This is a genomic window from Aureimonas glaciei, from assembly GCF_014643375.1.
GTDB lineage: Bacteria > Pseudomonadota > Alphaproteobacteria > Rhizobiales > Rhizobiaceae > Plantimonas > Plantimonas glaciei.
Map to the genome: position 1 here is coordinate 337,036 of NZ_BMJJ01000004.1, position 25,613 is coordinate 362,648.

Genomic DNA, 25,613 nt, shown 5'->3' on the forward strand with positions numbered 1-25,613 from the left:
TCGCGGCAAGGGGCCCGCGAACAAACGAAGCAAGGAACATCATGGCTCGCCCGTTGAGGCTCGGCATCGCCGGGCTCGGAACGGTCGGCGCGTCGCTGGCGCGACTGATCGTCGACAGAACCGACATCTATGCCAAGCGCTCCGGCCGCGCGGTCGAGATCGCCGCCGTCTCGGCCCGCGACCGCTCGAAGGACCGCGGCGTCGATATTTCGGGCTTTGCCTGGTTCGACGATCCGGTCGAGCTCGCCGCCAAGGCGGACATCGACGTCTTCGTCGAACTCGTCGGCGGTTCCGAGGGCGCCGCCCCCGACGCGGTGAAGGCCGCCCTCAACCGCGGCCTGCCGGTGGTCACGGCCAACAAGGCGCTGCTCGCCCATCACGGCGTGTCGCTGGCCAAGCTCGCCCAGCGCAAGAACACGACCATCCTCTTCGAGGCGGCCGTCGCCGGCGGCATCCCGATCATCAAGACCCTGCGCGAGGCCCTGCGCGGCAACGCGGTCAGCCGCGTCTACGGCATCCTCAACGGCACCTGCAACTACATGCTGACGCGCATGGAGAAGGAGGGCATCGCCTTCGAGGACTGCCTGAAGGACGCCCAGCGCCTCGGCTATGCCGAGGCCGATCCGACCTTCGACATCGGTGGCTTCGATGCCGCGCACAAGCTGGCGATCCTCACCTCGCTCGCTTTCGGCTGCGAGATCGACCTCGAATCAGTGTTCATCGAGGGCATCTCCGCCGTCTCCAACGACGACATCGCCGCGGCTGCCGAACTCGGCTACCGCATCAAGCTGCTCGCCGTCGCGCAGCGCACCGAGAGCGGCATCGAGCAGCGCGTCCACCCCGCGATGATCCCGATCGCCTCGGCCCTGGCGCAGATCGACGGCGTCACCAATGCTGTGGCGGTCGACAGCGACCTGCTCGGCTCGATCCTCCTGGCCGGCCCCGGCGCCGGCGGCAAGGCAACGGCCTCCGCCGTCCTCTCCGATATCCTGGACCTCGCTGCCGGCACCTCGATCCCGACCCTCGGCGTCGCGCCGGCGAGCCTCCAGCCCTACAAGCGGGCGCGGATGCGGGCGCATGAGGGCGGCTACTACATCCGCCTCACCGTGTTCGACCGGGTCGGCGCCTTCGCCTCGATCGCCCGGCGCATGGCCGAGAGCGCCATCTCGCTCGATTCGATCGTGCAGCGCCGGCGGACCGGACAGGGCGACGGCGAGACGACGCCGGTGGTGCTGATCACCCACGAGACGACGGAGGCGGCCGTCCGCAAGGCGCTCGAGGCGGTGTCGCGTGACGGGCACCTGGCGGGCGAGCCGCGGATGATCCGCATCGAGACGCTCGACTGACCCTTGGCCACCTCGGCACAATCGGTCGGCGTGACACAGCCGCTTCATGTACTGTCGGCATGAACACTCAGCATATCCGCCTCCAGCGGGAGGGAGAGCTTCCATGAACGACACCACGATCAGGCTGGACGGCCTGGACCGGGTCCTGACCATCGAGATCGCCCGCGTCACGGAGCGGGCCGCCGTCGCCGCGGCCATGTTACGCGGGCGCGGCGACGAGAAGGCGGCGGATCAGGCGGCGGTCGACGCCATGCGGTCGGAGCTGAACTGCCTCGACATCGACGGCCGCATCGTCATCGGCGAGGGCGAGCGCGATGCCGCGCCCATGCTGTTCATCGGCGAGGAGGTCGGCACAAGGCGGGGCGTGAAGGTCGACATCGCCCTCGACCCGCTCGAGGGCACGACGATCTGCGCTAAGAACCTGCCGAACTCACTCTCGGTGATCGCGGTCGCCGCGCGCGGCAGTCTCCTCAACGCGCCCGACGTCTACATGGAAAAGATCGCCATCGGCCCTGGCTATCCCGACGGGACGGTCCAGCTCGGCCGTCCGGCGGAGGCCAATGTCGCCGCGCTCGCCAAGGCCAAGGGCGTGCCGGTCGGCGAGATCACCGTCTGCATCCTCGACCGGCCGCGCCATGCCCGGCTGATCGAGGAGGTGCGCGCGACCGGTGCCGCGATCCGGCTGATCGGCGACGGCGACGTCGCCGGCGTCATCCACGTCACCGATCCCGAGGAGACCGGCATCGATCTCTACATCGGCACCGGCGGCGCGCCCGAGGGCGTTCTGGCCGCGGCGGCGCTCCTGTGCACCGGCGGCCAGATGCAGGGCCGCCTGCAGCTCAACACCCACGAGAAGCGAGCGCGCGCCGAGAAGATGGGCATCACCGATCCCACCCGGATCTACACCCTCGACGACATGGCGCGCGGCGACGTGATCTTCGCCGCCACCGGCGTCACCGACGGCAACATGCTGGACGGCGTGCGTTTCTACCGCGACCGCATCGAAACCCACACCGTCGTCATGCGCTCCGTCTCGCGCACGGTGCGCGAGATCCGCGCCAAGCATTTTGACCGGACCAAGCTCGGCCTTTGACCATGCCCGTCGCGATGCCGTGCGCCAGAGACCGCCGATCCGCCCCGCCCAACCGCTTGCCGCCGCCGTCGGCGATCGCCTTCGCGCGGTGAGCAGCCACAGGACGTTCCTCGCCGTCGAAAGCTCGATCGGCGGCCGGCGCTGGGTGCATGCGCTGGATCCCCGGGCAGAGGCGGTGGCGCTCCGGATCGCGCAGGACCACGGCTTGCCCGAGATCGTCGGGCGGGTCCTGGCGGCGCGCGGCGTTTCGGCCGACGCTGCGCTCGGCTTTCTCTCGCCGTCGATCCGCGACCTGATGCCCGATCCCTCGACGCTGACCGACATGGACAAGGCCGCCAGCCGCATCGCCGACGCGGTGGAGCGGCGCGAGCGGGTCGCCGTGTTCGGCGACTACGACGTCGACGGCGCCTGCTCGGCGGCGCTCCTGGTGCGCTATCTCGCCCATTTCGGCATCGAGGCCGACGTCCACATTCCCGACCGCATCACCGAGGGCTACGGACCCAATGCGCCGGCGATCGCCGGATTGATCGCGGCCGGAGCGAGCCTCATCGTCACCGTCGACTGCGGCACCACCAGCCACGAGGCGTTGGACGTGGCGCGGGTCGCCGGCTGCGACGTCGTCGTACTCGACCACCACCAGACCGGACCGCTGCTGCCGCCGGCGCTCGCCATCGTCAACCCGAACCGCCAGGACGACATGTCGGGGCAGGGGCATCTGGCCGCCGTCGGCGTGGTCTTCCTGACGCTCGTCGCCGTCTCGCGCGAGCTGCGCCGGCGTGGCCGCAAGGGCGCCGACCTGCCGGACGTGCTGGCGCTGCTCGATCTCGCCGCGCTGGCCACCGTTTGTGACGTGGTGCCGCTCGCCGGCTTCAACCGGGCGCTGGTGGTCAAGGGACTGGCCATGCTGCGCCAGCAGAAGAACGTCGGCCTCAGCGCGCTCGCGCGCATCGCCCGCATTTCCGGGCCGATCGACACCTATCATCTCGGCTTCATCCTCGGTCCCCGGATCAATGCCGGCGGGCGCATCGGCGAGGCGCATCTCGGCGTCAAGCTGCTCACCATCGCCGACGAGAACGATGCCACGCTGCTCGCCGAACAGCTGCATGCCCTCAACGAGGAGCGGCAGGCGATAGAGCGGGTCATGCTGCAGCAGGCCGAGAACGAGATCGCCGCCGAGATCGGCGGCGGCGAGGGGCCGCCGATCCTCGTCAGCGCCCGCGACCACTGGCATCCCGGCATCGTCGGACTGATTGCGGCGCGGCTGAAGGAGCGCCACCGACGCCCGGCCTTCGCCATCGCCTTCGACGGCAGTGGCCGGGGCACCGGTTCCGGCCGCTCGATCGCCGGCTTCGACCTCGGGCGCTTGGTGCGCGAGGCGGTGGACGAGGGCATCTTGGTCAAGGGCGGCGGCCACGCCATGGCCGCCGGCATTACCATCCCGCGCGATCGCCTCGGTGACTTCCGCGCCTTCGCCGAGGCGCATGCTGGCTCCGTCGTCGACCAGCTGCGGCAGGCCGACACGCTGAAGATCGACGGCGCGGTCAGCGCCATGGGCTTGACCACTGCGCTGGTGGAGCGGCTGGAGAGTGCCGGGCCGTACGGTGCCGGCCATGCGCAGCCGCTGCTGGCGCTGCCGCGGCACCGGATCGAGTCGGCCGGCGTCGTCGGCAATGGTCATGTCCGGGTGACGCTGAAGGCGATGGACGGCGCCAGCATTTCGGCCATCGCTTTCCGCGCCGAGGAGACCGACATCGGGCGGCGGCTGCTCTCGCGCGGGCAGGGGCCGGTGCATGTCGCCGGCTGCGTGACTCTCGACCGCTACCGCGGCCGGGAAACCGTCGGCTTCCGCATCACCGACGTCGCCGAGGCCTTTGATTGACGCGCTGCCAGAGCCGGCGGGTGCAGCGCCATAACCCTTCGTCACCTGCGGATCGACGTCGTCAACGCTTGAAAACCGACCGATAACGCCTACTTATCAAGGTCACTTCAAGAGGATTTTTGACATATGAGCGTCGCCTTCGTCCGCGAACCCAACGACACGCAAGCAGTGGAAACCCTGCCCGACCGCGAGGTCAGTGCCGAGCCGAATTTCGTCACGGCGCGCGGGCTGCAGCTGATCGAAGCGGAGATCGATCAGCTGAACGGCGCCCTGTCCAAGGCGAAGGCCGAGGACGACAAGACGGCGGTGGCCACGATCAATCGCGATCTGCGCTACTGGAATGCCAGGCGCGCCTCTGCCGAGGTGATCGACACGATTCCCGGCGCCGAGGAGGTGCATTTCGGCAGCCGGGTGACGATCGAGCGCGACGACGGGCGTCGTCAGGTTTTTCAGATCGTCGGGCAGGACGAGGCGGATCCCACGAAGGGACTTCTCTCCTATGTCTCCCCGCTGGCTCGGAGCCTGGCACGTAAGCATGTCGGCGACGTCGTGGTCGCTGGTCCGGGCGAGGCCGAGGTGGTCGCGATCGAGACGGCGGACGGCTAGCTTCCGCCAGACTCGGGAGGCCGCGCTAAGCGGTCCGATGCCGAGCGATGATCCATCATCGAGTACCAACGGACGGGATTCTCCCGTCCCTTTCGTTTCAGGCGCTTTGAGATCTAGCCGGGGCGGCCGCTTTTGGCCCTGTGCCGCGCCTACCGGCTGCTGATCGCTGCCGGTGGCAGCCGCGTGTGGGGGCCGGTGGCGCGCACCGGGGCCTGGCGGTCTTCCGTCGGCGAGAAGGGCGCGAGCACGGCCATCATCTCGCGGGGCGGTCCGGCCGGTCTCTGGATGAAGGTTTGCGGGGAGGCGGACGTCTCGCCGGCCAGATAGGTGCCGTCGACCCAGCCCTCGCCGCTGCGGCTGGTGACGTAGCGCCAGGGCCCCTCGGCGCGCAGCACGCGAACCTCGGTGCCGCTGTCGATGCTTGCCAGGACGCGCGCTTTCTCCTCGGGCGCTGCCCGCATCGGCAGGCGACGGGTGGCGTGGTGTTCGCTGCCGGCGGGCGCCATGCCCGGCGTCGCCCGTGCCGCGACTGCTGGTAACGCCGTTTGCAATGCAGCAGCCTGCAGGGGCGCGGCAGGCTTCGGCGGGGCAGGCCTGGCGGCACGGACCGACGGAGCGCTGTCGCCCGGCATCTCCAGGGGACCGAGGCGCGGTGCCGGCCGCGGGGTGGCCGCGGTCGAGGCGGGCAGGGCGGCGACGCGCACACGGTCCGGCGCGCCGGGACGCGGCGCCGGTTTCACCGCAGGCGGCGCGGCCTGAACGGTCTCGCGGCGGATCTCGGGGCGTACTGGTGCGGCGGCACGCTCCGGCCGAGCCGCCAGCCGCGTCGAGGCCGGCGTCGGCGACAGGAGGGCGCTGGCATAGGTCAGCGGCCGGCCGTCCGACACCATCCAGCCCAGCCCGAGCGCCGCCGCCGCCATCCAGCCGAAGGCGGCGAAGGAGCGCTTCGGCTTGCCTCTGCCCTTGGCCGGAGCGCGGCGCCGAGGAGCCGGTTTTCTGGTGCTTGTCTTGCGAGCCAAGGGCCTGTCCCGAATCCTGACGACGATGGCGGGATCGTCGCGGATCGGGGTTAATTTTTGGTCTTCTGCGCCGGCGTAGCGCCCGGTGCTGCGAAGGCAGGGCCAGGGCCGTCTCGGTACGCGGCCCCGAGGTTCTCCAGCTTTCCCCAGCGACCGGACACGCGCGGTGCCCGCTTGCGCCGAAAACGAAAACGCCCGCCCTCGAAAGGGCGGGCGCTCGTAGGCCGTCACTGCAATCTTGGTACGCCCAAGGGGAGTCGAACCCCTCTCTCCACCGTGAAAGGGTGGCGTCCTAACCGATAGACGATGGGCGCAGCGAAGGGGTGTATAGGGGGCTTCGGCGGGGATCGCAAGACCAAGCGCCTCGGCTTGTGGATAAAACTCGGCAGGTTGGCAATTGCCGTTTGATCGCAAGATGTTGCGCCTGCGCCAGGGGCGCGCACCAGACCTTTTATGCGATCTGTCGGTCACTTTGGCTGCGGTTCGCAGCCCCCGTCATGGATGCGGCGTCGTCACGCAAGAAGGTTGATTCTCTCTTCGGCCGTCCATCGGTGGCAGCCGATTCCGTCACCCGGATGCGGTTGACGCGTTGCTTCCTGGCGGAAACCAAGGGTCAGGCGATTGCGTTCAGGTGCGCCGGCGCCGGCAGGTCCAGCTCCAGTCGCGCTCGCGGCCGGTGTCGACGTGAATGGCGCTCGTGTGGCAATAGGTGCCGACGCCGCCGCGTCCCGGGAGGGAACGGACGAAGTTGGCGACCTGCAGCTTGTCGGCGCCGGGCACCAGGATGTCGGCTGCCTTGCAGGACATGTGCATCGACGCCTTGGCGCCTCTGACGGCGCGGTTGTGCGTCGGGCTGCGATAGCCTGAGGTGACCACGACCTTGGTGTTGAACCGGGTCTCGACGGCGCGGAGCATGGCGACGAGCTTGGAATCGAAACAATTGGTCTGGACGTCGGGCCGTTGCACCATGAGACCGCTGGGTGCCAGACGCGCCATGCCGCCGAGCGAAGCGAGCTGATAGGAATCCTGGTCGCCGCTGGCCTCGTCGAGAATGTCGGCGTCGTAGTCGGCCGAGGCGCGCTGACCGATCTCGAACAGCGAGGCGCGAGACTTCACGCCGGGGAGGGAGGCGAGGGTGGTGACGTCGCCGGCGACCGGCGCGGGCGCACCTTCCGGCTTGAGAATCACCCGCCGGCTCTTGCCGCTGTCGGCATTGCGCACCGGGGTCTTCGCTTCGGACTGGGCAAACAGGGAGGCAAAGAGGGTCGTATTGGCCTTGGGCGCGCCGGCCTTCGCGACGCTTCCGCCTTCCGAGACGGCGCCGACGCTGGCCCCGGCATAGGCCGCGACCGGCGCGCGGTCGGCGTTGATCAGCGGTCCGGACGTTGAAGGCGCATCTGCGGCGGCGAGAGCCGGGCCGGCCGAGGCTGCCGAGGTCGTGGCGGAGGAGGGCGGGGCACTGACGGATGCGTCCGCGACCTTGTCCGCGCCTGCGGCCGGATCGGCGGCATTCTGTGCTTCGGCGGTGTCGGTCGCCTCCGCCGCATCGCCTTCGGTTCCCGCCGGCTTTTCAGTGCCGGGAGCGGCCGCCGTCTCGGTCGGGGCGGTCCCGTTGAAGCCGAAGGCGGTGGATTCGTCGACGGCGGAAACGCATCCGCTCCACAGGGGCGCAAGGGAGACGACGACGGCGAGCGCCGTGCTGCGACGCGTTGAGGGTACCCGGAACCTGATGGTCGAAGTCGTCAAGCCAAGTCCACCCTTTCGACCGCGCGTCGCGTCGCCGTGACGTTCGCGCCGTCCTATGCCTGTCTCGGACCGAAAGGCCCCCTCTGGAGGTATGCCCGCTTGATCCCCAGTGAGGGATGCCCGCGCATACAAAAGAAGTGCGGGATCCCCATCCCGCTCTCCGAAATCGATCGGAGACGCGTTTTCGTTAACGCCATTTTCGCACTATGGCTAGATTGCGGCGCTAGAATGTCACGTTCACCATTTGCCGGTATTGGCCATCGAGAGCCAAGGTTCGACCGGCGTCTTGGCGGGGCCCTTCTGCAGCAATTCGATGGAAATGTTGTCCGGTGAGCGGATGAAGGCCATGTTGCCGTCGCGGGGCGGGCGGTTGATGACGACCCCGGCATCCATCAGGCTCTGGCAGGTGGCGTAGATATCGTCGACCTCGTAAGCGAGATGACCGAAATTGCGGCCTTCGCCGTAGGTCTCCGGATCCCAGTTGTAGGTCAGCTCGAGCAGCGGCGCCTTGTGCTCGCGCCCGGCATCGACGTCCTCCGATGCGGCGAGGAAAATCAGGGTGAACCGTCCGGCTTCGCTCTCGGTCCGCCGGACTTCGACCATTCCGAGCTTGTTGCAGTAGAAGTCGAGCGAGCGACCGATGTCGCTGACGCGGGCCATGGTGTGCAGGTAGCGCATGAAATCTCCATTCCTGGGGGGAACCCAAGTCTAGCGCGCGCTGCCTTCCCGCCAACACCGTGGACGAAAAAAGAGGGCCCGGAAGCCCTCCGCTTATCAGACGAGCCTGTTTCGGCCCTGGCGTCAGGGCGCTCCCGCCGCCTTCTGCACGGCGCTGAGACAGGCCGCCTCGTCCCCTGCGTCCAGCGCCGCCTGGGCCTCGGCGAGATGCGTCGCGGCCGTCCCGGCGCCGACGCCTGCCGTCTGGCCGGCGCTGCCCGTGCCGTTGCCGCCCGGCTCGTCGGAACCGGCAGGCGATCTGGCATTGGGCGAGGACGGGGCCGTATCGCCCGGCGAACCGGCGCTGGCGGCCGTCGATCCGACGGAGGCGGTTCCCGCGCCATCCACGCTCCCGGCCTCGGTGGACGCGGCCCTGTCGCCGCGCAGCCCTGCAAGCTCTGTCGCGCAATCGGCCTGCGCCGCCTCGAAGGTGATTCCAGTCGCGGCAAAAGCCAGGGCCGCGATCATGGTGACATGTCTGCGCATGGTTTCCTCCCGGATAGGTCTCTGCATCGTCTCCGAGGAAGCGATGCGCGCAGTCGATGGTTCCCGTCGACCGACCCGTAACCTCCTGTAACGACGCGGAAATGTCGGCCGGGGGCGAGGTCGGACACGCTACGCCGGCTGGGGCATGACAAGACGGGACAGGCGCTCCTCATGGCGGCCCCGCCGGGCGCTTTCTGGTGCGTCCCGCTTGCGCTTCGCGGCCATCGCCATCACCGCAGAATTGACCGAGAAGGCTGACAAACCGCCATTAGCTGCTATCTTGACTGCCATGACGATTCGATCGGGCGTCAGAGGCGGGACCCCCGTATGCCGAACATGTTTCCAGCTCTGATGCCAGCCACCGACGGAACCGCCGCAGGCGCCGACCCTGAAGTGATGGCCGGAACGGTCAAGTGGTTCGACGTGGCCAAGGGTTTCGGCTTCGTCATCCCCGACGATCGCAGCGACGATATCCTTCTGCATGTGACCTGCGTCCGGCGCAGCGGTTTCACCACGGTGCAGGAGGGCGCCCGCATCGTTTGCGAGGTGACCCGCGGCGATCGGGGATTTCAGGCCCTGCGCGTCCTCTCCCTCGATTCGTCAACAGCCGTGCATCCGGCGCAACTGCCGTCGCGCACTTTGATCGACGTCGTCGCCACGAGCGGACTGGAGGCCGTGGTGGTGAAATGGTTCAACCGCAGCAAGGGCTACGGGTTTCTTTCGCGCGGCGAGGGGACGGAGGACATCTTCGTGCACATGGAGACGCTGAGGCGCTTCGGCCTCACCGAGTTGAAGCCGGGGCAGACCGTGCTGGTCCGTTTCGGCGCCGGTTCCAAGGGATTGATGGCGGCCGAAGTGCATCCCGCCGACGCGCCGCCCGTGGGGCCACACTGATGGCCGGGATGATGGCGCGCCTGCCGCGGTACTGGCCCGGCATTCTCGTGCTCTGCGCGCTGGCCCTGGCCGCGATGACGCTCTTGTCGATGGGCGCCTCATCCGCCGGGACGCTGGTGACGGCGACGGGGAAGCACAGCATCGCCCTGGAGGTCGCCGACACCCCGCAGACCCGCGAGATCGGCCTGATGAATCGCGCCTCCATGCCGGACGATACCGGCATGCTGTTCGACTTCAAGGAGACGCGGCCCGTCACCATGTGGATGAAGAACACGTACCTGTCGCTCGACATGCTCTTCCTCGACGAGGCGGGGATGGTCACCCATGTGGCCACGAACGCGCAGCCCCTGTCCCTGGCGCTGATCTCCTCGCAGGGACCGGTGCGTTACGTCGTCGAGCTCAACGGGGGCGCCGCCGCCGCCTACGGCGTCAAGGTCGGGGATCGGCTCGAGCACCGGTCGATCCCGGCGGGAGAATAGCCGACGCCGCCGCCCGCCGGAGGCAGGCAGCGGCGGTCAACGCGGGCGTGGCTGTCAGAAGGTGATCTTGCGGGGCACGTAGCCGCCGCGACGCAGGATCGAGGCGATGGCGATCTGCTCGTGCAGCGGCTTGCTGAGCACGGGCAGCACCGCCTGCTCCCAGACCCGGCGGCCGTCGGCGTCGAGCGACCCAAAGCCCCTGGCGGCGACCTGGCGCGCCACGGCGAGGCCCCGGGACTCCTCGGCAAGCAGTCCGGCATCGATCACGTCCTGAATGAGGGCGCGCAGTTCCTCGTCGACCTTTTCAACCCTACCCATCGTTCTGCTCCGCATGCTTCTCGACCGAGCAGGTAAGCGATGACGGGCGCCGGTCCAAGCGGGCAAAAAACATAAAAATTCAGACGAGACTCTAACGGATGCCGCTCTAAGAAGAGGCGGGCGAACCGTCAGCTGGAAACGCCGCCCATCGTCTCGTCCTCCGGGTCGGGGAGCGAACCGGTGCCGGGCGTCGCGTCCGGGTTGGTCAGTTCCGGCGTGGCATGCGGCCCGGCGGCCGGCATCTTGCGATCGGGTGCCTTCGTCGGCGCCTCGGAAGCGGGAGCGCTGGAAGGGTCGGCCTTGTTGTCGTCGGTCATCGAATTCGTCCCTTGCTGTGGTGCCCGGCCCTGAAGAGCCGGGCATGGGGCGTAGGTCGGCGCATCACGGGCGCCGGCTCATGCGGGGCAAGTCGTCCCGCACGGCAGCCCGAGATGACGATCAGGCGGCGGCGTCGGCACGCCGCGGCAGAACCCAGTTCGGCCGGACGAAATGGCAGGTATAGCCGTTCGGGATCCGCTGCAGATAGTCCTGGTGCTCGGGCTCGGCTTCCCAGAAATCCCCGAGCGGCGAGACCTCCGTGACCACTTTGCCGGGCCACAGGCCGGATGCGTCGACGTCGGCGATGGTGTTCTCCGCCTCCGCCTTCTGCGCCGCGTCGGCGTAGAAAATCGCCGAGCGGTAGCCCGGACCGCGGTCGTTGCCCTGGCGGTCCTTCGTGGTCGGGTCGTGGATCTGGAAGAAGAACTCCAGCAGCCGGCGATAGGACATGACCTCGGGATCGAAGCTGATCTCGATCGCCTCGGCATGCCGGCCATGGTTGCGGTAGGTGGCGTTCGGCACCTCGCCACCGCTATAGCCGACCCGCGTCGCGACGACGCCCGGCATCTTGCGGATCAGATCCTGCATGCCCCAGAAACAGCCTCCCGCCAGAACGGCGCGCTCGGTCGTCATGCGACTTCTCCTTGTGAGTGGGAACGTTGGACCCCGGAGATAGGAATTCCTCGCCGCGATTCCACCCGCGCCCCGCCAAGGTCCGCATTCTGTGATGCCGCCGTTGGAAGGGCGTGCCAGCCCGGCTGCGCTGTCCGGACCGCCCGATTTGCTGGCGATCCGAGGCCAAGCGGCGCCCGCCGCGCGATGACGGGCACCCCATTGCGCCTAGATGTCGCCGCCCGGCGGCTGCGGCGGCCGCTAATTTGCGTTTTCGAACAAGTTCGACGCGGTAAGGCTTGCTTCCACGCCCTTGAGTCTCTAGGGCTTCGGTCAGTCGGAGCGTAGCGCAGCCTGGTAGCGCATCTGGTTTGGGACCAGAGGGTCGCAGGTTCGAATCCTGCCGCTCCGACCAGACCGTGCAGGATGCCGCGACGCGGCGACGCGATGGAGCCAGGCCCGATGGTAGCGCGCATTTATCGTCCCGCCCGAACCGCCATGCAGTCCGGAAAGGCGCAGTCCCGCGAATGGCTGCTGGTCTACGAGCCCGAGGTCGCCAAGCGCGTCGAGCCGCTGATGGGCTACACCTCCTCGAGCGACATGAATTCACAGATCCGGCTCAGCTTCGACACCCGCGACCTGGCGATCGACTATGCCGAGCGCAACCAGATTCCCTACCGCGTCGAGGAAGCCCAGGAGGCCACCCGCCGCAAGATGTCCTATTCCGAGAACTTCAAATACGATCGCCGCCAGCCCTGGACGCATTAGTCCCGGCCGTCGACGTCATGTCGCCGGCGACAGGCAGATAAGGGATGAGGGCGCCGACAATCGCTTGGCAGGGACCCTCAACCAAGTTCGCCGCAGGCGGGCGATCCGGCCGGACCACTTCGGCCCCGTAGCTCAGAGGATAGAGCACCGGCCTTCTAAGCCGATGGTCGCTGGTTCGAATCCAGCCGGGGTCACCAACAATCTCAATTACATGGCATGGTTCTAAATGAGCCGTGTTTGGCAGTTCCGATTCTCATTCGCTCCCGGTTCCAACTTTCGTCCTATTAATGTTTCCCCGTTTCCTTGCCACGCGGTGCTGGTGGCTGCAGGCTCCAACCCCTACGAAAATATTGCTTTGGGTATCATGTGATAATCCAGCCTCACCGTCGCAATCCAACAGGTGCGACCTTCAATCGTCCTATCGCTTGGATCGAGCGCGCTTTACGATGCAATCGTGAAGTGAGTCTATTGCTGGAACAAGCGAGGCTTACTCCAGCTTTTGATCGTAGACCGTTGTGCACAAACGGTGATACGTTCCTATTTTGTTCTAATCGGAGGCGGCTAATGCGCATCAAATTCACGACAATCGCAGATGGTCCCGGCCCGTCAGAGGAAGTGATCGGAATCAGGACGGCAGATGGCAGCCAAGAGGAAGTGGTCCTGTCGAAGCGCCTTCTTTCCGGCAGGGGGGTCGACATCGGGATGCCGCTGCTGCATGAGGATGATAAACTTTTAATTGAGCTCCCTCGCGAGTCTGCATCCGGGAGGTGGCGAATTTGGATACCTCAGACAGAGGTAATTGATTCGCCGGCGATGCAGGCTGCTGAGTAACCAAATGGGTGAGAGATGATCTTAACTGATCGTGAAATTGAAATTGCTCTCACCAAGCGGCAAATAATAATAGAGCCAATGCCGAACCTCAAAACGGCATTGAGTTCTACTACCCTCGATCTTACGCTCTCTGATATATTTGTTGAATGGAAGCCTATTGGAGGATCAACCCTTCGGCCCGGGTCTGCGGAATACTCATATAAAAATCTTCTACCACTCCAGACAAAGCTAAAGCAGCAATCATACACATTAAATCCCAACAGCTTTGTTTTAGCGTGGACTTCAGAGGAGGTAGAGCTTCCTGAGGAATCGCGTATAGCGGCGCGAGTGGAGGGGAAAAGCAGCCTTGCGAGGCTTGGTGTTGGGATACATGTAACTGCCCCGACCATACATTGCGGATTTTCTGGCAATATTCAGCTTGAAATGTTCAATTTTGGTCCACATTGTATCGAGCTTGACGCGGGAATGCGGGTCTGTCAGCTCATCTTCGAGCAGACATATGGAACGCCTATAAAGGGCTATTCCGGAATATTCGCTGGACAGACAAATGAAGGCCTAAATAGGCCTTTTCTGTACGCGGATATTTTCTCGCCTATAGTGGTTTGTGTTTTTAATCTTCTTGCGCCTCGCTTCTCTTGCCATGGCCGCCTCTCTGGCTGAGGTCAGATCGACCGGCTGGTAGGCTCTGTGCAGGCGGTCGACGCAGCGATGCTGTTCGTCATTTTCGCCCAAAAAATCGCGGCGTCGCAATTCCGCCGGCACCGTCACCCGCCTGCGGCTGCAGGACGGGCAGGCGCGGTCGGCGCTCCGTTTGCCCGCGAACATCGCGCATCACGCCGAAGGCAGGCGCTCTTCCTCGAGGCGAACGCGCAGGCTGTCGGCGAAGCGGCGGACGGCGCCCTGGACGTCGGCCAGATGGCGTTCCTCGCCTTCATAGCCGGTTCGGGGCGCGCGCTCGATGGCGGTCGCGAGGGCCAGCACCTCTTCCTCGGCTTCGACCGGAAAGGTGCCGCGCTGCAAAGCGCGCTCGGCATAGAGCGCCTGCAGGAGCATGTCCTGCGCCTCCGCCTGGGCCTGCAGTTTCATGATCGCGCCGGCCATGAATTTCAGCGCCGTTTCGTTCGATGACATCGCCATTCTCCGTGACAGCAGGATCTCCCGACGGCGGACCGCGGCAGATCGTGCCAAAAACCGTTCACGAGAATCGGGAAGCAGAATGACGCTCGCGCGACCGCCGTCCCGCATAGGTGCCGCGCAGGCCCGGAAAGGCAAGGGGGCCCCTGGGGCATCGGCCGCGATCCGCCGCCGGCTGCCGCGGGCGCCGGCTCGCGGCGGGACGCGGCGGCGCGTCGCGCCCGGCCGTTTTCCGGCTATTTCCCGCACCAGCGATTGCCGGTGTTCGGCACGGCCTGGACGAGGCCCGCGCTCAGGAGCTCGATTCCCGCATTGCGACCGTCGGGGAGCATGAGGTGGACCAGCCGCACCTGTTCCTTGTCGCGGCGCGCGGTGTCGGTGATCGTATAGCCGCGGGCCATCAGGGCACGCAGCCGATCGCGCGCCTTCATGCCCTGGATCTGTTCGGCATGGCAGCCGGCGGATCCCGCGTCGATGCGCGGCGACTCGAACCCCGCCAACCGCCATTGCAGGCCGCCTTCCCAGCCCGTCGCGCCGTCATAGATGCAGCTCGTCCAAGCCGTGCGGTCGAAGAGGTGGCAGGCCGGCATGGCCGCGCGGGCCGGCGCCGGCAGGAAGGTGCAGAGGGCCGCGAGCAGCAGCCAGGCCGTTTTCCCGTGTTGGTCGAGCGGCGAAGGTCTCCCCCGGACGATCCCGCCCCAGGCCGCCCGCGGCGGTACGACGTGTCCAAGCCGCTGTCGCCCGCCCTGACGGCGCGCGTCGGACCTGTCCCGATTCTCCATGACATTCTCCAAACTGGTAGAGCCAGCCTGCCTGGCGCCGGGCCGCGGCCGTTCCACCCGTGTCAGCATTGCGACCGCCGAGGATAGGCAGGGATGCTGGCGTGAAGGTTACTTGCGGGGGCCGCGGGGCGTCGGCGAAGAGAAGCCCCCGGAGTCGGGGCGCCGACGCGGCAGGTCGCCTGCGCCACCGGCGGCAAGGGCAGTCAGGCCGTCTGGCGCCACCCGGTTCTCGCCCTCACCGGGCGGCGAGCGGCTCGCTGCGGACCTTACCCAGCAGGCGCTCATAGATCATCTCGGGATAGCCGTAGCAGCCACCGGCGATCTCCTCGAGCCGCGGTCGGTCGAGGATGCGGATGTTGCCGCGGGTCGCGCGGATCAGCGACATGCCTTCCAGAATGTGCAGTTCGCCCGTCACACCCGCGCGCCGCACGCCCAGCATCAGGGACAGGAATTCGTGGGTGAGGGAGAGATCGTCGCCTTCGCCGCGGTCGTGGCTCATCAGCAGCCAGCGGGCCAGACGCTCCTTGATGCTGTAGCGGGCATTGGCCAGGGCGGAATGGGCGACCTGGACTTCCTGGGTGTAGACATATTGCAGCAGGCGCTCGCGGATTTCCGGGCGCTCGACAAACGCCGCCTCGAGATCGCGGACCGCCATCCGCCACCCGCTTCCGGCCACCTGCATGAAGGTCCGGGTGCTGCCGATCATGACGCCGAGGGCCGCCGAGCTTCCCGACATCCCTTCCCATCCGACGTGCCCGACCTCGATCCGCTCGTCGTCCTGACTGGTCGCCACGACTGAGGCGATGCCGCTCTCGATGAAGTAGACATCCTCGATCGCCGCCTCCTTCTCGACGAGGACGGTTCGCATCTTCAGCTCGACTTTTTCGATGCGCGGCCTCACAGCAGCAAAATCCGCAGGCTCCATCCCCGACAGGAGGCGGTTGCGAATTTCCGATTGTGAGACGGGCATAACATTCTCCCCAGGCCGGGAGGATGCCGTGTCCTATCGGATGCGCCCCAGTATCCAAGCATCCAACGTCCACCTTATGGACGATGCAATAAAAGCGCGCCAGAATGTCGCCTGAACTGTACGTTTCTTACAATTGATATCGCTGGCTGGCGCAGGGCGGCGAATCGTCGGCGCCGACTTGAACTTCATCCACGAGCGGAGGGCATCGTTTTGTACAGTGGATAGATAGGGATACCATTCGCAGCGAACGGTAGTCTAAAAGCCGATGGAAAAAGACGGCGGACGTAGAATGACCTACTGGGATGTTGCCTATCCCAGGCAGTCCGCGAGGCCGGAGGCGCGTCAATTCGTCCACCCGGCCGCGCCCGCGGCGGGCGGCCGGAGGGCGACTAGCGCAGGCGCATGAGCTTGGATGCCAGATGACGATCGAGCTTGCCCAGTTGCTCCGTCAGGACGTCGGTCTCCTCGCCGAGCGACTGCGTCAGGTCCGCTGCGATCGCATCCCACACTGTCTGAATGCGGCGCTGGGCCTCGACGCCCGCCGGCGTGATGCGGACCAGGGTCTTTCGCGCATCGCGCGTATCGGCGAACCGCGCCAGAAAACCTTTCTCGATCAGACGATCGAGCATTTTCGATACCGTCGAGGGCCGTACGCCGAGCGTGTCCGCCAGATGGGAGACGGTGGTCGGGCAGTCCGGTTGCAAGGCCAGCAGCATCTGGTCCTGCCCGTTGTGAAAACCCGCGGCGCTTAATTTCAAGCCGAAGATCGCGCGGGTCTGCTTGGCGACCGACAACAGCGTCGGCACGAAGTCGGCGGCGAGGGCTGCTGACGGCGCCGGGTTGATTCGAAGGCGGACGAGGGATCCAGGAGACGCTTCCATGCCATTGTCCCTTCACAGCTAATATTTAAGCACCTAACTTAAGCCCTGCGATCAACCAGAGATACTGTCGAAACCGTACGGTCTGCTTCCGGAAAAGACGGGCCAAGGGCTTGTTCGAAATAGGTTTAGCCGGTTTTCCGGATGGTCCTCGATCGCGCTGGACGGGTGCAACCAATCGGCTTTTCGGGAGTTCATCGGCGGGAGGCGCCTAGCCAGCGCCGGATTCCGGTCTTTCCCAGAATGTGGCCGTCGCGTTATCGCCGCTTCGGCCGGCAGTCGTGGACGAAGTCCGGATCGCGTCGAAGCGATGGGAGAGGGACAATGCACAGGATCGACAACGCCGAGAGAATGCGCATTCGCGCGCACCAGATATGGGAGCGCGAGGGCCGGCCCCATGGCCGCGAGCACGAGCACTGGGCCGAGGCTGCGCGGGAACTGGCCGCGGAGGTGGCCAACGAGCCGAGGCTCAAGCCGGTGATGGCGGACCTGCCGCGCGATTCGGAAACCGAGCGGCTGCGCCGCGCTCTTTACGAGCCAGCCGATTTCTCCACCGAGCTCTTTGGCCACGAAGCCCCGGCGGTCTCTTCGCGCGCCAGACCTCTGGGGTCTCGGGCGACGGTCTTCGCCTCGTCCCGTCTTTCCCCGGCTGGCGCCGCCGAGCCGAGCCCGTCCTAGGCCGGGTGTTTTACTACGTATCCGGGACGGACGGGCCAGGGGCCGGGCCGTCCCGTAGCCGTGGCGGGGCAGCTTCGTCGAATTACCTACGCCTTCTTGAGGAACTCGGTCCTCAGCACGATTCCTTTGACCTTGTCGGCATTGCACTCGATCGTCTCGGGATCGCCCGTCAGGCGGATGTTGCGGATGAGCGTGCCACGCTTCAGGGTCACCGAGCTTCCCTTCACCTTGAGATCCTTGACCAGGGTGACCTGATCGCCGTTGGCGAGAAGGTTGCCGTTCATGTCTTTGACGTCGCTCATGGGTCTGCCGCTTTCCTTGATTTGAAGTCCGCTCTCTACACCGATCGGCGCCGACGTACATGCTCTACCAGTAGCATCGGCTCGCCGACCGCGTGGCCGCCCCATGCGCCGCCCGCGGCATCGGCGTAGCGCCGAGGACCGCGGGGCAGGGCGACGCTCCCCAAGCCGCTTGGCGGCCGAGATTTTAGCGGCGGCGCTCGGAATAGGCCCGCAGGCCATTTTCGAGGTCGGCCCTGAGATCGGCGACGTCCTCCAGGCCGATCTGCAGGCGGATCACCGGCCCTTCCGTCGGCGCCAGGGCGACGACCCGGTCGGAAAGGTCCGCGGCGACGGCCAGACTCTCGAACCCGCCCCAGGAGTAGCCGAGACCGAAAAGCTTCAAAGCGTCGAGAAAGGCTGCCGCCTCGTCCTCGCCGCCCCCGTCGAGGACGATGGAAAACAGCCCGGTCGCCCCCGTGAACTGCCGCTTCCAGAGATCGTGCCCGGCGAAGGAGGGCAGGGCAGGGTGCAGCACCCGGGCGACCTCGTCGCAGCCCTCCAGCCACTGCGCCAGGTGAAGCGCCGCTTCCTGGTGCCGCTCCAGCCGGATGCCCATCGTCTTCAGCCCGCGCAGGACGAGGTACGTGTCGTCGGGGGCGGCATTGATCCCCAGCGCCATCTGGGTGTCGCGCAGGCGCGCATAGGTCGCCGCATTGGCGGAGACGCTGCCCATCATCAGGTCGGAATGGCCGGCAGGATATTTCGTTAGGGCGTGGATCGACAGGTCGATGCCGTGGTCGAGCGGCCGGAAGTACAGCGGCGTCGCCCAAGTATTGTCGATCATCGACACGGCACCGCCGGCGCGGGCAATCTCGGCGGCGGCCCGGATGTCCATCATCTCGAACGTGTTCGAACCGGGCGCCTCCAGGAAGACGGCGCGCGTCTCGGGGCGCATGAGCGCCCGAAGTCCCGGGCCGATGGCCGGATCGAAATACTCGACGGCGACCCCCATCCGCACCAGCACGGTATCGGTGAAACGGCGCGTCGGGTGGTAGACGGAGTCGACGATCAGCACGTGGTCGCCGGCCGAGAGGAAGGCGAGCAGCGGCGTGGTGACGGCGGCAAGGCCGGACGGCAGGAGGATCGTCCCGGCCGAACCCTCGAGACCGTCGAGCGCCTCCTCCAGCGCGTCGGTCGTCGGCGTGCCGCGCAGGGCATAGGTGTATTTCTGGCCGCGCGTGCGCATCGTGTGCGTATTGGGGAAAAGCACCGTCGAGCCGTGGTAGACGGGCGGGTTGACGAAGCCGTGCGAATCGCTGGGATCGCCGCTGCCATGGACGAGACGAGTATTCGGCCCGGCTGTTGCCGGACGATCATTTGGCTGAGACACGGGAAATGCTTTCTGTGAGACGAGACGGAGGTGCGGTTAACCCAACGCCGAAGCGGGAAGGAATGCTTATGAAATAAAAACCGCCACAAGCTTGACCTGCCAATTTTTATGGCATGAGATTGGATCGGTGACAAAGCGTTGCCGAGCGGCACTTTCAGCTGATCCTCTGTCCTTTCCGAGCATGGCCGTCTGGCTGGCCGATGGGGTGGTTGATGGCACCGGGAATCGAGATCCGCAACTCCAATAGGAAGGTCTACTTATGAAACTGAAGCTCCTGACAGCCGCACTCGGACTCACCGTGGCATGCATCGCCGTCGGCGGCGCCTCGGCGGCGACGCTCGACGACGTGAAGGCTCGCGGTACGCTTCGCTGCGGCGTGAACACCGGACTGCCGGGCTTCGCCTCGCAGAACGATACGGGCCAGTGGCAGGGTCTCGACATCGACTACTGCAAGGCCGTCGCCGCCGCCGTCTTCGGCGACGTCAGCAAGGTCCAGTACGTGCCGCTCTCGGCCGTCCAGCGTTTCCCGGCCCTGCAGAACAACGAAATCGACATGCTGGCCCGCAACACCACCTGGACGATGAACCGCGACACGGCCCTCGGCCTCGATTTCGCGGGCATCAACTACTATGACGGCCAGGGCTTCATGGTGAAGAAGGAGCTCAACATCAATTCGGCGCTGCAGCTTTCGGGCGCGACCGTCTGCGTGCAGAGCGGCACCACGACCGAACTGAACCTCGCCGACTACTTCTCCGCCAACAACATGGAATTCAACCCGGTCGTCATCGAGGCCCAGAACGACGTCAACGCCGCCTACGACAGCGGCCGCTGCGACGTGCTGACGACGGACCAGTCCGGCCTCTATGCTTCGCGTCTCGAGCTCGCCAAGCCGGACGACAACATCGTCCTGCCGGAGATCATCTCCAAGGAGCCGCTCGGACCGGCCGTTCGCCAGGGCGATTCGCAGTGGGCCGACGTCGTCCGCTGGACGCATTTCGGCCTGCTGGACGCTGAGGAACTCGGCATCACCCAGGCCAATGTCGAGGAGATGAAGAATTCTCCGAACCCGGAGATCAAGCGCATGCTGGGCGTCGATTCGACCTTCGGCGCCGATGCCGGCCTGTCGAACGACTGGCTGGTCAACGTCATCAAGGGCGTCGGCAACTATGGCGAGGTCTTCGAGCGCAACATCGGCGCGTCGACCCCGCTCGGCATCGCCCGCGGGCAGAACGCCCTGTGGACCAAGGGCGGCCTGCAGTACGCCCCGCCGATCCGCTGATCGCGAAGTGACAACGGTCCGTGCCCCAAGGGGCACGGACCGCCCACCGGCCGCCGCATCCGGTGCAGCGCCATCCCCCTGACCCGCGAGGAGGCTAGCCCCGCTTCATGACCGTCGAGACCCACCCTCTGCCCGAGGGCGCCACGCGCGACTCCTTCCTGACAAATCCCAAGGTCCGCAGCGTCGTCATCCAGGTCATCCTGATCGCGGCCGTCGTCGCCTTCGCCTGGTGGATCATCGACAACACCGCCCGCAACATGGCGCAGGCCAAGATGGCCTCCGGTTTCGGCTTCCTCTCGACCCGGTCGAGCTTCGAGATCGGCCAGACGCCGCTCGCCTATTCCAGCAATTCCTCCTACGGCCGCGCCATCATCATCGGGCTGTTGAACACCCTGATCATCGCGGTCTCCGGCATCATCCTCGCCACGATCCTCGGCTTCATCGTCGGGATCGCGCGCCTTTCGCGCAATTTCCTGGTCCGCGCTTTGGCCACGGTCTACGTCGAAACCTTCCGCAACATCCCGCCGCTCCTGGTGATCCTGTTCTGGTATTTCGGCGTGCTGTCGCTCCTGCAGGCGCCGCGCAACCTGCCGGAATCGGTGATTGGGGTGTATCTCACCAATCGCGGGCTGCAGATGCCGGCCGTCCTGTTCGAGCCACTGGCCTGGCTGACCTTCCTGGCGATGGCCGCCGGCATCGTCGCGGCGCTCTGGCTTTCCCGGCGCAACAAGGCACACCAGCTGGCGACGGGCGAGCGGCGCAACACGCTGGGTCCGGCGCTGGCGCTGATCGTCGGACTGCCGCTCGTCGTCTTCCTGGTGACAGGCATTCCCGCCACGATGGAAGTGCCCACCGCGACGCGCTTCAACCTCGTCGGCGGCATCCAGATCCGGCCGGAATTCATCGCGCTCTTCCTCGCTCTGGCGATCTACACCGGTGCGTTCATCGCCGAGATCGTGCGGGCCGGCATTCTGTCGGTGTCCAAGGGTCAGACGGAGGCGGCCATGGCCGTCGGCCTGAAGCGTGGCCAGCTCCTGCGCCTCGTGGTCGTGCCGCAGGCCTTCCGCGTGATCATCCCGCCCCTGACCAGCCAGTATCTGAACCTCACCAAGAACTCGTCGCTGGGCTTTGCCATCGGCTATCCCGAGCTCTATTCGATCGGCTCGACCGTCGCCAACCAGGCCGGCCAGACCGTGGAGATCGTCGCCATCTGGATCTGCTGCTATCTCGGTCTGAGTCTGGCCGCATCCTTCCTGATGAACATGTTCAACGCCCGCATGGCGCTGGTCGAACGCTGAAGACGGGAACGATCCGATGGAAGAACAAGTCGCCCGCTTCATCTCTACCGAGCAGAAACTGCCCTTGCCGCCGCCGCCCGGCGAGTTCGGCTGGCCGGCGCGCGTTCGCCGCAGCCTCTTCGCCACGCCCGTGGATACGCTGCTGACGCTGCTCGCCGGCGCGCTGATCGTCTACGTCGTCAGCAAGCTTCTGGAATGGGGCGTGTTCAACGCCACCTTCGTCGGCGCCGACCGCACGGCCTGCCTGCCGGCCGACGGCGGCCATTCCGGCGCCTGCTGGGCCTTCGTCAGCGCGAAGTTCGAGCTCTTCATGTACGGTATCTATCCCGATGCCGAGCGCTGGCGGATCGATCTACTGTTGATCGGGCTCGTCGTGCTGGTCGCCGGCATGGCGATCCCGAGCATTCCCTTCAAGCGGCTCAATGCCATCCTCTTGCTCGGCGTCTATCCCTTCGTCGCCCTGGTGCTGCTCACCGGCGGCCGGTTCGAGATGGACGGCGGCGGTGTCGCCTTCGTCATGGCCGTTGCCGCGGCCGCAACCCTCTATCTCGCCACCGGGCGGAGCGAGTTCCACTGGGGCGATCCGCTGCTGAAGGGGGCGGCCGGCCTCCTCGTCGCCAGCCTGTTGGCGCTGCTGCTAGCCGCGGTCGTGTCCTTCGACCGGGTGCTGTTCCTGAACCTGCGCTTCACCTCGGTTTCCATTGCCGCCTTCCTGTTGGCGCTGGGATCGGTGGCCGTCACGGCCGTGGCCGCCTTCCGCCACTCCGAGACGAAGGGGCGGGCGGCGACGCTGCTGATCCCGTTTGCGGCGATCGTCGCCGTGCTGGTCTTCGTCACCGCCGATCTCGGCCTGACGCCGGTGCGCACGAACTCCTGGGGCGGCCTGCTCCTGACCCTCGTCGTTGCGATCTCCGGCATCGTGGCCTCGCTGCCGCTCGGCATCCTCCTGGCCCTGGGCCGTCGTTCCGAGATGCCGATCGTGAAGCTTTTCTGCGTCGCCTTCATCGAGTTCTGGCGCGGCATTCCGCTGATCACGGTTCTGTTCATGGCGAACTTCATGCTGCCGCTGTTCCTGCCGGCAGGCGTCAACTTCGACCAGCTGCTGCGCGTTCTCGTCGGCGTGTCGCTGTTCTCGGCCGCCTACATGGCGGAAGTGGTCCGCGGCGGCCTGCAGGCGATCCCGAAAGGTCAGTACGAGGGCGCCGACGCCATGGCGCTGACCTATTGGCAGAAGATGCGGATGGTCATCCTGCCGCAGGCGCTGAAGCTGGTCATCCCCGGCATCGTCAACACCTTCATCGGCCTGTTCAAGGACACCAGCCTCGTGGCCGCGGTCGGCCTCGCCGACTTCCTCGGCCAGGTCCGCCGGGGCTTCAGCGATCCCGGCTGGAGCACGGAGCAGACGCCGGCCACAGGCCTCGTCTTCGCCGCGTTCGTCTACTGGCTCTTCTGCTTTTCGATGTCGCGCTACTCCGTCTACATGGAACGCCGCCTCGACACCGGGCACAAACGATAGGAATTGTGAGCATGTCAAACCAGACGGCCAGCACCAAGACACCCACCGCCATGAAGATCTCGGACGAGGTGGCGGTCGAACTCATCAACGTGAACAAGTGGTACGGCGAGTTCCACGTGCTGCGCGACATCAACCTGAAGGTGCGGCGGGGCGAGCGCATCGTCGTCTGCGGTCCCTCGGGTTCGGGCAAGTCAACGATGATCCGCTGCATCAACCGGCTGGAAGAGCACCAGAAGGGCCAGATCGTCGTCGACGGCACCGAGCTCACCAACGATCTAAAGAAGATCGACGAGGTCCGGCGCGAGGTCGGCATGGTGTTCCAGCACTTCAACCTGTTTCCGCACCTGACCATTCTCGAGAACTGCACGCTGGCGCCGATCTGGGTGCGCAAGATGCCGAAGGCCAAGGCCGAGGAAGTGGCGATGCACTATCTCAAGCGGGTCAAGATCCCCGAGCAGGCGAACAAGTATCCCGGCCAGTTGTCCGGCGGCCAGCAGCAGCGCGTGGCGATCGCGCGCTCGCTGTGCATGAGCCCGAAGGTCATGCTGTTCGACGAGCCGACCTCGGCACTCGATCCGGAAATGATCAAGGAAGTGCTCGACGTCATGGTGGGCCTGGCCGAGGAGGGGATGACCATGGTCTGCGTCACCCACGAGATGGGCTTTGCTCGGCAGGTGGCGAACCGGGTGATCTTCATGGATGCCGGCCAAATCGTCGAGCAGAACGAGCCGACGGCCTTCTTCACCAATCCCCAGCACGAGCGCACCAAGCTCTTCCTGTCGCAGATCCTGCACTAGGCAGCGACGGGTTCCTCACCGCGCTATCCGACGCCGCCGGTCGCCAGACCGGCGGCGTTTGCCGTTTGCCTGCAAAGCTTTGCGGGAGGGGCGCAACGCCGGAAAGCTTGTTTCGCCGCGCCGGAGCCGCCATAGCAGGGGCTTATGGGGCAGGCGGACGGAGAATGGTGATGGCGAACACTTCCTTGGCGGCAACCGGGACGGCGGACGCCGCGTCCGCGCCCGTCGACGCCACGGTCCCGGCGCCCGCACCAGGGGGCCCGCGCTGGGCGATCGTCGGCATCTTCCTGATCCTGCTCTTCGGCGCGCTCTACCTCACCTCGAGTTTTCTGTTGCCGGTGGTGATCGCTCTCCTGTTCGCGCTGGTGCTCAGCCCGATCGTGCGGCTGATGCGGCGGCGGCTGAAGATGCCCGAGCCGGTCTCGGCGATCATCCTCGTCGTCGGCGCGCTGATGACCCTGACGTTCGGCTTCTACATGCTGAGCAACCCGATCACCGATCTGGTCAACAATGCCCCGCGCTACGTGTCGGCGGTCGAGGGGCAGATCAAATCCGTCCGCGACCGCCTCGACCGCCTGCAGGAGATCGGGCCCGAAGCCGAAGCCGCGGCGCCGCAGGCGGATGCGGATCCCGCGCGCGCGGCGGACCAGCCGGCCGAGGTCGTGGTGCAGAGCCCCGGCCTTCTCGACAACGCCGCGCATGTGGTGCCGCAGATCCTCGCCAGCATCATGTTCTCGCTGGTCTTCCTGTTTTTCCTGCTGGCCTCGGGCGACCTCTTCTACACCAAGCTGGTCAAGGCCATGCCGACGCTGTCGGACAAGAAGCTCGCGCTGCACATCGCGCACGACATCGAGCGCGAGCTCTCGCACTACCTGCTGACGATCACCGTGATCAATATCGGCCTCGGCACGGTGGTCGGCACGCTGTTCTGGTGGGTCGGCATGCCGACGCCGCTGATCTTCGGCGCGCTGGCGGCGCTTCTGAACTTCATTCCCTATCTCGGCGCGCTGACCGGGATGGCGCTCGTCGGTGTGGTCGCCCTCACCGAATTCGGCGATCTCTGGCACGCGCTCTTGCCGGTCGCGCTGTATTTTGCCTGCTCGACGCTGGAGGGACAGTTCATCCAGCCGACCGTCGTCGGCCGCCGCCTGGAGATGAACGCGGTCGCCATCTTCCTGTCCGTCGCCTTCTGGGGATGGATCTGGGGCGTGGTCGGCATGTTCGTCGCGGTGCCGATGATGGTCGGCTTGAAGATCTTCGCCAGCTATATCGGACCGCTGAATCCCCTGGCGGATTTCCTGTCGGCCGAAAAGGTCAGCGTGGAGGAGGGCTGAGGCCCGAAACCCGCGCCCGGCGTGTGGTGGAGACCGGAATCATAAGAGAGGCTTGGATGACTTTTTTCACAATCGGATTCCGCGAAGCGAACGACCTCATCCATCGCCTCAACAAAAAGCCGGCGACCTCGCGGTCGCCGGCTTCTCTTGCATCTGAGCGGTAA

At 66.2% G+C, this 25,613-nt stretch carries 28 protein-coding genes and 3 tRNA genes; 17 read left to right on the top strand and 14 right to left on the bottom strand.

Features of this window, described 5'->3' with window-relative positions; all coding sequences use genetic code 11:
• Nucleotides 1–41 precede the first annotated feature (41 nt).
• From IEX88_RS10855 to greA, 4 genes are all read left to right on the top strand, one after another.
• Nucleotides 42–1,346 (top strand): homoserine dehydrogenase, encoded by a 1,305-nt coding sequence (locus tag IEX88_RS10855; RefSeq protein ID WP_188850625.1) that lies wholly within the window; start codon nt 42–44, stop codon nt 1,344–1,346.
• Between the two features lie 103 nt (nt 1,347–1,449).
• On the top strand, nt 1,450–2,439 hold the full coding sequence (glpX, locus tag IEX88_RS10860; RefSeq protein ID WP_188850626.1) for a class II fructose-bisphosphatase: 990 nt from the start codon (nt 1,450–1,452) through the stop codon (nt 2,437–2,439).
• An 88-nt stretch (nt 2,440–2,527) separates the two neighbouring features.
• On the top strand, nt 2,528–4,318 hold the full coding sequence (gene recJ / locus IEX88_RS10865; RefSeq protein WP_188850780.1) for a single-stranded-DNA-specific exonuclease RecJ: 1,791 nt from the start codon (nt 2,528–2,530) through the stop codon (nt 4,316–4,318).
• A 126-nt stretch (nt 4,319–4,444) separates the two neighbouring features.
• Nucleotides 4,445–4,924, top strand: a complete 480-nt coding sequence (greA, locus tag IEX88_RS10870; protein WP_188850627.1) for a transcription elongation factor GreA — start codon at nt 4,445–4,447, stop codon at nt 4,922–4,924.
• A 149-nt stretch (nt 4,925–5,073) separates the two neighbouring features.
• Here greA and IEX88_RS10875 read toward each other — a convergent pair whose 3' ends face one another.
• From IEX88_RS10875 to IEX88_RS10895, 5 genes are all read right to left on the bottom strand, one after another.
• Nucleotides 5,074–5,943, bottom strand: coding sequence for an SH3 domain-containing protein (locus IEX88_RS10875; RefSeq protein ID WP_188850628.1), 870 nt, complete (start codon nt 5,941–5,943; stop codon nt 5,074–5,076).
• Nucleotides 5,944–6,182: 239 nt separating this feature from the next.
• Nucleotides 6,183–6,257 (bottom strand) — tRNA-Glu (locus IEX88_RS10880).
• A gap of 313 nt (nt 6,258–6,570) precedes the next feature.
• A complete protein-coding gene (locus tag IEX88_RS10885; protein ID WP_244640040.1) occupies nt 6,571–7,689 on the bottom strand; it encodes a YcbK family protein in 1,119 nt (372 codons plus the stop codon).
• 237 nt (nt 7,690–7,926) lie between these two features.
• Complete coding sequence (locus IEX88_RS10890; protein WP_188850629.1) at nt 7,927–8,367, bottom strand: VOC family protein; 441 nt, start codon at nt 8,365–8,367, stop codon at nt 7,927–7,929.
• A 123-nt stretch (nt 8,368–8,490) separates the two neighbouring features.
• Nucleotides 8,491–8,892 carry a hypothetical protein gene (locus tag IEX88_RS10895; RefSeq protein ID WP_188850630.1) on the bottom strand — a complete coding sequence of 134 codons (402 nt, stop codon included), beginning with the start codon at nt 8,890–8,892 and terminating at the stop codon, nt 8,491–8,493.
• Nucleotides 8,893–9,228: 336 nt separating this feature from the next.
• On the opposite strand from IEX88_RS10895, the gene IEX88_RS10900 reads away from it, so the two are divergent.
• Together IEX88_RS10900 and IEX88_RS10905 are read left to right on the top strand one after the other, a co-directional pair.
• A complete protein-coding gene (locus IEX88_RS10900; RefSeq protein WP_244640080.1) occupies nt 9,229–9,786 on the top strand; it encodes a cold-shock protein in 558 nt (185 codons plus the stop codon).
• Complete coding sequence (locus IEX88_RS10905; RefSeq protein WP_244640042.1) at nt 9,786–10,265, top strand: DUF192 domain-containing protein; 480 nt, start codon at nt 9,786–9,788, stop codon at nt 10,263–10,265. The genes IEX88_RS10900 and IEX88_RS10905 overlap by 1 nt, the downstream gene beginning before the upstream one ends.
• A 54-nt stretch (nt 10,266–10,319) precedes the next feature.
• Here the strand turns inward: IEX88_RS10905 and IEX88_RS10910 are convergent, their stop codons facing one another.
• The 3 genes from IEX88_RS10910 to msrA all read right to left on the bottom strand — a co-directional run bounded on the left by IEX88_RS10910 (nt 10,320) and on the right by msrA (nt 11,534).
• Nucleotides 10,320–10,583: a hypothetical protein gene (locus IEX88_RS10910; RefSeq protein WP_188850631.1), complete on the bottom strand. Its 264-nt coding sequence runs from the start codon at nt 10,581–10,583 to the stop codon at nt 10,320–10,322.
• Between the two features lie 128 nt (nt 10,584–10,711).
• Nucleotides 10,712–10,900, bottom strand: coding sequence for a hypothetical protein (locus tag IEX88_RS10915; RefSeq protein WP_188850632.1), 189 nt, complete (start codon nt 10,898–10,900; stop codon nt 10,712–10,714).
• A gap of 121 nt (nt 10,901–11,021) precedes the next feature.
• Nucleotides 11,022–11,534, bottom strand: a complete 513-nt coding sequence (gene msrA, locus IEX88_RS10920) for a peptide-methionine (S)-S-oxide reductase MsrA (protein ID WP_188850633.1) — start codon at nt 11,532–11,534, stop codon at nt 11,022–11,024.
• 317 nt (nt 11,535–11,851) lie between these two features.
• Here msrA and IEX88_RS10925 point away from each other — a divergent pair.
• The 5 genes from IEX88_RS10925 (at nt 11,852) to dcd (ending at nt 13,772) form a co-directional block, all read left to right on the top strand.
• Nucleotides 11,852–11,928: transfer RNA gene (locus IEX88_RS10925), tRNA-Pro, on the top strand.
• Nucleotides 11,929–11,975: 47 nt separating this feature from the next.
• Nucleotides 11,976–12,281, top strand: a complete 306-nt coding sequence (locus IEX88_RS10930; RefSeq protein WP_188850634.1) for an ETC complex I subunit — start codon at nt 11,976–11,978, stop codon at nt 12,279–12,281.
• Between the two features lie 121 nt (nt 12,282–12,402).
• A tRNA-Arg gene (locus tag IEX88_RS10935) sits at nt 12,403–12,478 on the top strand.
• A gap of 367 nt (nt 12,479–12,845) precedes the next feature.
• Nucleotides 12,846–13,112, top strand: a complete 267-nt coding sequence (locus IEX88_RS10940) for a hypothetical protein (protein WP_188850635.1) — start codon at nt 12,846–12,848, stop codon at nt 13,110–13,112.
• Between the two features lie 15 nt (nt 13,113–13,127).
• Nucleotides 13,128–13,772 carry a dCTP deaminase gene (gene dcd, locus IEX88_RS10945; protein WP_188850636.1) on the top strand — a complete coding sequence of 215 codons (645 nt, stop codon included), beginning with the start codon at nt 13,128–13,130 and terminating at the stop codon, nt 13,770–13,772.
• Nucleotides 13,773–13,943: 171 nt separating this feature from the next.
• On the opposite strand, the gene IEX88_RS10950 is transcribed toward dcd, so the two are convergent.
• The 4 genes from IEX88_RS10950 to IEX88_RS10965 all read right to left on the bottom strand — a co-directional run bounded on the left by IEX88_RS10950 (nt 13,944) and on the right by IEX88_RS10965 (nt 16,879).
• Nucleotides 13,944–14,243 carry a hypothetical protein gene (locus tag IEX88_RS10950; RefSeq protein WP_188850637.1) on the bottom strand — a complete coding sequence of 100 codons (300 nt, stop codon included), beginning with the start codon at nt 14,241–14,243 and terminating at the stop codon, nt 13,944–13,946.
• Between the two features lie 239 nt (nt 14,244–14,482).
• On the bottom strand, nt 14,483–15,028 hold the full coding sequence (locus IEX88_RS10955; protein WP_188850638.1) for a hypothetical protein: 546 nt from the start codon (nt 15,026–15,028) through the stop codon (nt 14,483–14,485).
• 235 nt (nt 15,029–15,263) lie between these two features.
• Nucleotides 15,264–15,998 carry a Crp/Fnr family transcriptional regulator gene (locus IEX88_RS10960; RefSeq protein WP_188850639.1) on the bottom strand — a complete coding sequence of 245 codons (735 nt, stop codon included), beginning with the start codon at nt 15,996–15,998 and terminating at the stop codon, nt 15,264–15,266.
• Nucleotides 15,999–16,387: 389 nt separating this feature from the next.
• On the bottom strand, nt 16,388–16,879 hold the full coding sequence (locus IEX88_RS10965) for a MarR family winged helix-turn-helix transcriptional regulator (RefSeq protein WP_188850640.1): 492 nt from the start codon (nt 16,877–16,879) through the stop codon (nt 16,388–16,390).
• 321 nt (nt 16,880–17,200) lie between these two features.
• Here IEX88_RS10965 and IEX88_RS10970 point away from each other — a divergent pair, with 321 nt between their 5' ends.
• Nucleotides 17,201–17,554, top strand: a complete 354-nt coding sequence (locus IEX88_RS10970; RefSeq protein ID WP_188850641.1) for a DUF2934 domain-containing protein — start codon at nt 17,201–17,203, stop codon at nt 17,552–17,554.
• An 86-nt stretch (nt 17,555–17,640) separates the two neighbouring features.
• On the opposite strand, the gene IEX88_RS10975 is transcribed toward IEX88_RS10970, so the two are convergent.
• Nucleotides 17,641–17,856, bottom strand: coding sequence for an alkylphosphonate utilization protein (locus IEX88_RS10975; protein WP_188850642.1), 216 nt, complete (start codon nt 17,854–17,856; stop codon nt 17,641–17,643).
• A 184-nt stretch (nt 17,857–18,040) separates the two neighbouring features.
• On the bottom strand, nt 18,041–19,225 hold the full coding sequence (gene metC, locus IEX88_RS10980) for a cystathionine beta-lyase (RefSeq protein WP_188850643.1): 1,185 nt from the start codon (nt 19,223–19,225) through the stop codon (nt 18,041–18,043).
• A 259-nt stretch (nt 19,226–19,484) separates the two neighbouring features.
• Between metC and IEX88_RS10985 the strand changes: the two genes are divergently transcribed.
• The 5 genes from IEX88_RS10985 (at nt 19,485) to IEX88_RS11005 (ending at nt 25,449) form a co-directional block, all read left to right on the top strand.
• The gene (locus IEX88_RS10985) at nt 19,485–20,504 is read left to right on the top strand and encodes an amino acid ABC transporter substrate-binding protein (protein WP_188850644.1); all 1,020 of its coding nucleotides are present in this window, start codon (nt 19,485–19,487) and stop codon (nt 20,502–20,504) included.
• Between the two features lie 107 nt (nt 20,505–20,611).
• Nucleotides 20,612–21,802, top strand: a complete 1,191-nt coding sequence (locus tag IEX88_RS10990; RefSeq protein ID WP_188850645.1) for an amino acid ABC transporter permease — start codon at nt 20,612–20,614, stop codon at nt 21,800–21,802.
• A gap of 16 nt (nt 21,803–21,818) precedes the next feature.
• On the top strand, nt 21,819–23,318 hold the full coding sequence (locus IEX88_RS10995) for an amino acid ABC transporter permease (protein WP_188850646.1): 1,500 nt from the start codon (nt 21,819–21,821) through the stop codon (nt 23,316–23,318).
• 50 nt (nt 23,319–23,368) lie between these two features.
• Nucleotides 23,369–24,115: an amino acid ABC transporter ATP-binding protein gene (locus IEX88_RS11000; protein WP_188850784.1), complete on the top strand. Its 747-nt coding sequence runs from the start codon at nt 23,369–23,371 to the stop codon at nt 24,113–24,115.
• 170 nt (nt 24,116–24,285) lie between these two features.
• Nucleotides 24,286–25,449 carry an AI-2E family transporter gene (locus tag IEX88_RS11005; RefSeq protein WP_244640044.1) on the top strand — a complete coding sequence of 388 codons (1,164 nt, stop codon included), beginning with the start codon at nt 24,286–24,288 and terminating at the stop codon, nt 25,447–25,449.
• The last annotated feature ends 164 nt before the right edge of the window (nt 25,450–25,613 follow it).

Excerpts from the sequence above, each read along its gene's own strand:
- IEX88_RS10855 (WP_188850625.1), top strand. The coding sequence starts at position 42 with ATGGCTCGCCCGTTGAGGCTCGGCATCGCCGGGCTCGGAACGGTCGGC.
- glpX (WP_188850626.1), top strand. The coding sequence starts at position 1,450 with ATGAACGACACCACGATCAGGCTGGACGGCCTGGACCGGGTCCTGACC.
- greA (WP_188850627.1), top strand. The coding sequence starts at position 4,445 with ATGAGCGTCGCCTTCGTCCGCGAACCCAACGACACGCAAGCAGTGGAA.
- IEX88_RS10890 (WP_188850629.1), bottom strand. The coding sequence starts at position 8,367 with ATGCGCTACCTGCACACCATGGCCCGCGTCAGCGACATCGGTCGCTCG.
- IEX88_RS10895 (WP_188850630.1), bottom strand. The coding sequence starts at position 8,892 with ATGCGCAGACATGTCACCATGATCGCGGCCCTGGCTTTTGCCGCGACT.
- IEX88_RS10900 (WP_244640080.1), top strand. The coding sequence starts at position 9,229 with ATGTTTCCAGCTCTGATGCCAGCCACCGACGGAACCGCCGCAGGCGCC.
- IEX88_RS10905 (WP_244640042.1), top strand. The coding sequence starts at position 9,786 with ATGGCCGGGATGATGGCGCGCCTGCCGCGGTACTGGCCCGGCATTCTC.
- IEX88_RS10910 (WP_188850631.1), bottom strand. The coding sequence starts at position 10,583 with ATGGGTAGGGTTGAAAAGGTCGACGAGGAACTGCGCGCCCTCATTCAG.
- IEX88_RS10915 (WP_188850632.1), bottom strand. The coding sequence starts at position 10,900 with ATGACCGACGACAACAAGGCCGACCCTTCCAGCGCTCCCGCTTCCGAG.
- msrA (WP_188850633.1), bottom strand. The coding sequence starts at position 11,534 with ATGACGACCGAGCGCGCCGTTCTGGCGGGAGGCTGTTTCTGGGGCATG.
- IEX88_RS10930 (WP_188850634.1), top strand. The coding sequence starts at position 11,976 with ATGGTAGCGCGCATTTATCGTCCCGCCCGAACCGCCATGCAGTCCGGA.
- IEX88_RS10940 (WP_188850635.1), top strand. The coding sequence starts at position 12,846 with ATGCGCATCAAATTCACGACAATCGCAGATGGTCCCGGCCCGTCAGAG.
- dcd (WP_188850636.1), top strand. The coding sequence starts at position 13,128 with ATGATCTTAACTGATCGTGAAATTGAAATTGCTCTCACCAAGCGGCAA.
- IEX88_RS10950 (WP_188850637.1), bottom strand. The coding sequence starts at position 14,243 with ATGTCATCGAACGAAACGGCGCTGAAATTCATGGCCGGCGCGATCATG.
- IEX88_RS10955 (WP_188850638.1), bottom strand. The coding sequence starts at position 15,028 with ATGGAGAATCGGGACAGGTCCGACGCGCGCCGTCAGGGCGGGCGACAG.
- IEX88_RS10960 (WP_188850639.1), bottom strand. The coding sequence starts at position 15,998 with ATGCCCGTCTCACAATCGGAAATTCGCAACCGCCTCCTGTCGGGGATG.
- IEX88_RS10965 (WP_188850640.1), bottom strand. The coding sequence starts at position 16,879 with ATGGAAGCGTCTCCTGGATCCCTCGTCCGCCTTCGAATCAACCCGGCG.
- IEX88_RS10970 (WP_188850641.1), top strand. The coding sequence starts at position 17,201 with ATGCACAGGATCGACAACGCCGAGAGAATGCGCATTCGCGCGCACCAG.
- IEX88_RS10975 (WP_188850642.1), bottom strand. The coding sequence starts at position 17,856 with ATGAGCGACGTCAAAGACATGAACGGCAACCTTCTCGCCAACGGCGAT.
- IEX88_RS10985 (WP_188850644.1), top strand. The coding sequence starts at position 19,485 with ATGAAACTGAAGCTCCTGACAGCCGCACTCGGACTCACCGTGGCATGC.
- IEX88_RS10990 (WP_188850645.1), top strand. The coding sequence starts at position 20,612 with ATGACCGTCGAGACCCACCCTCTGCCCGAGGGCGCCACGCGCGACTCC.
- IEX88_RS10995 (WP_188850646.1), top strand. The coding sequence starts at position 21,819 with ATGGAAGAACAAGTCGCCCGCTTCATCTCTACCGAGCAGAAACTGCCC.
- IEX88_RS11000 (WP_188850784.1), top strand. The coding sequence starts at position 23,369 with ATGAAGATCTCGGACGAGGTGGCGGTCGAACTCATCAACGTGAACAAG.
- IEX88_RS11005 (WP_244640044.1), top strand. The coding sequence starts at position 24,286 with ATGGCGAACACTTCCTTGGCGGCAACCGGGACGGCGGACGCCGCGTCC.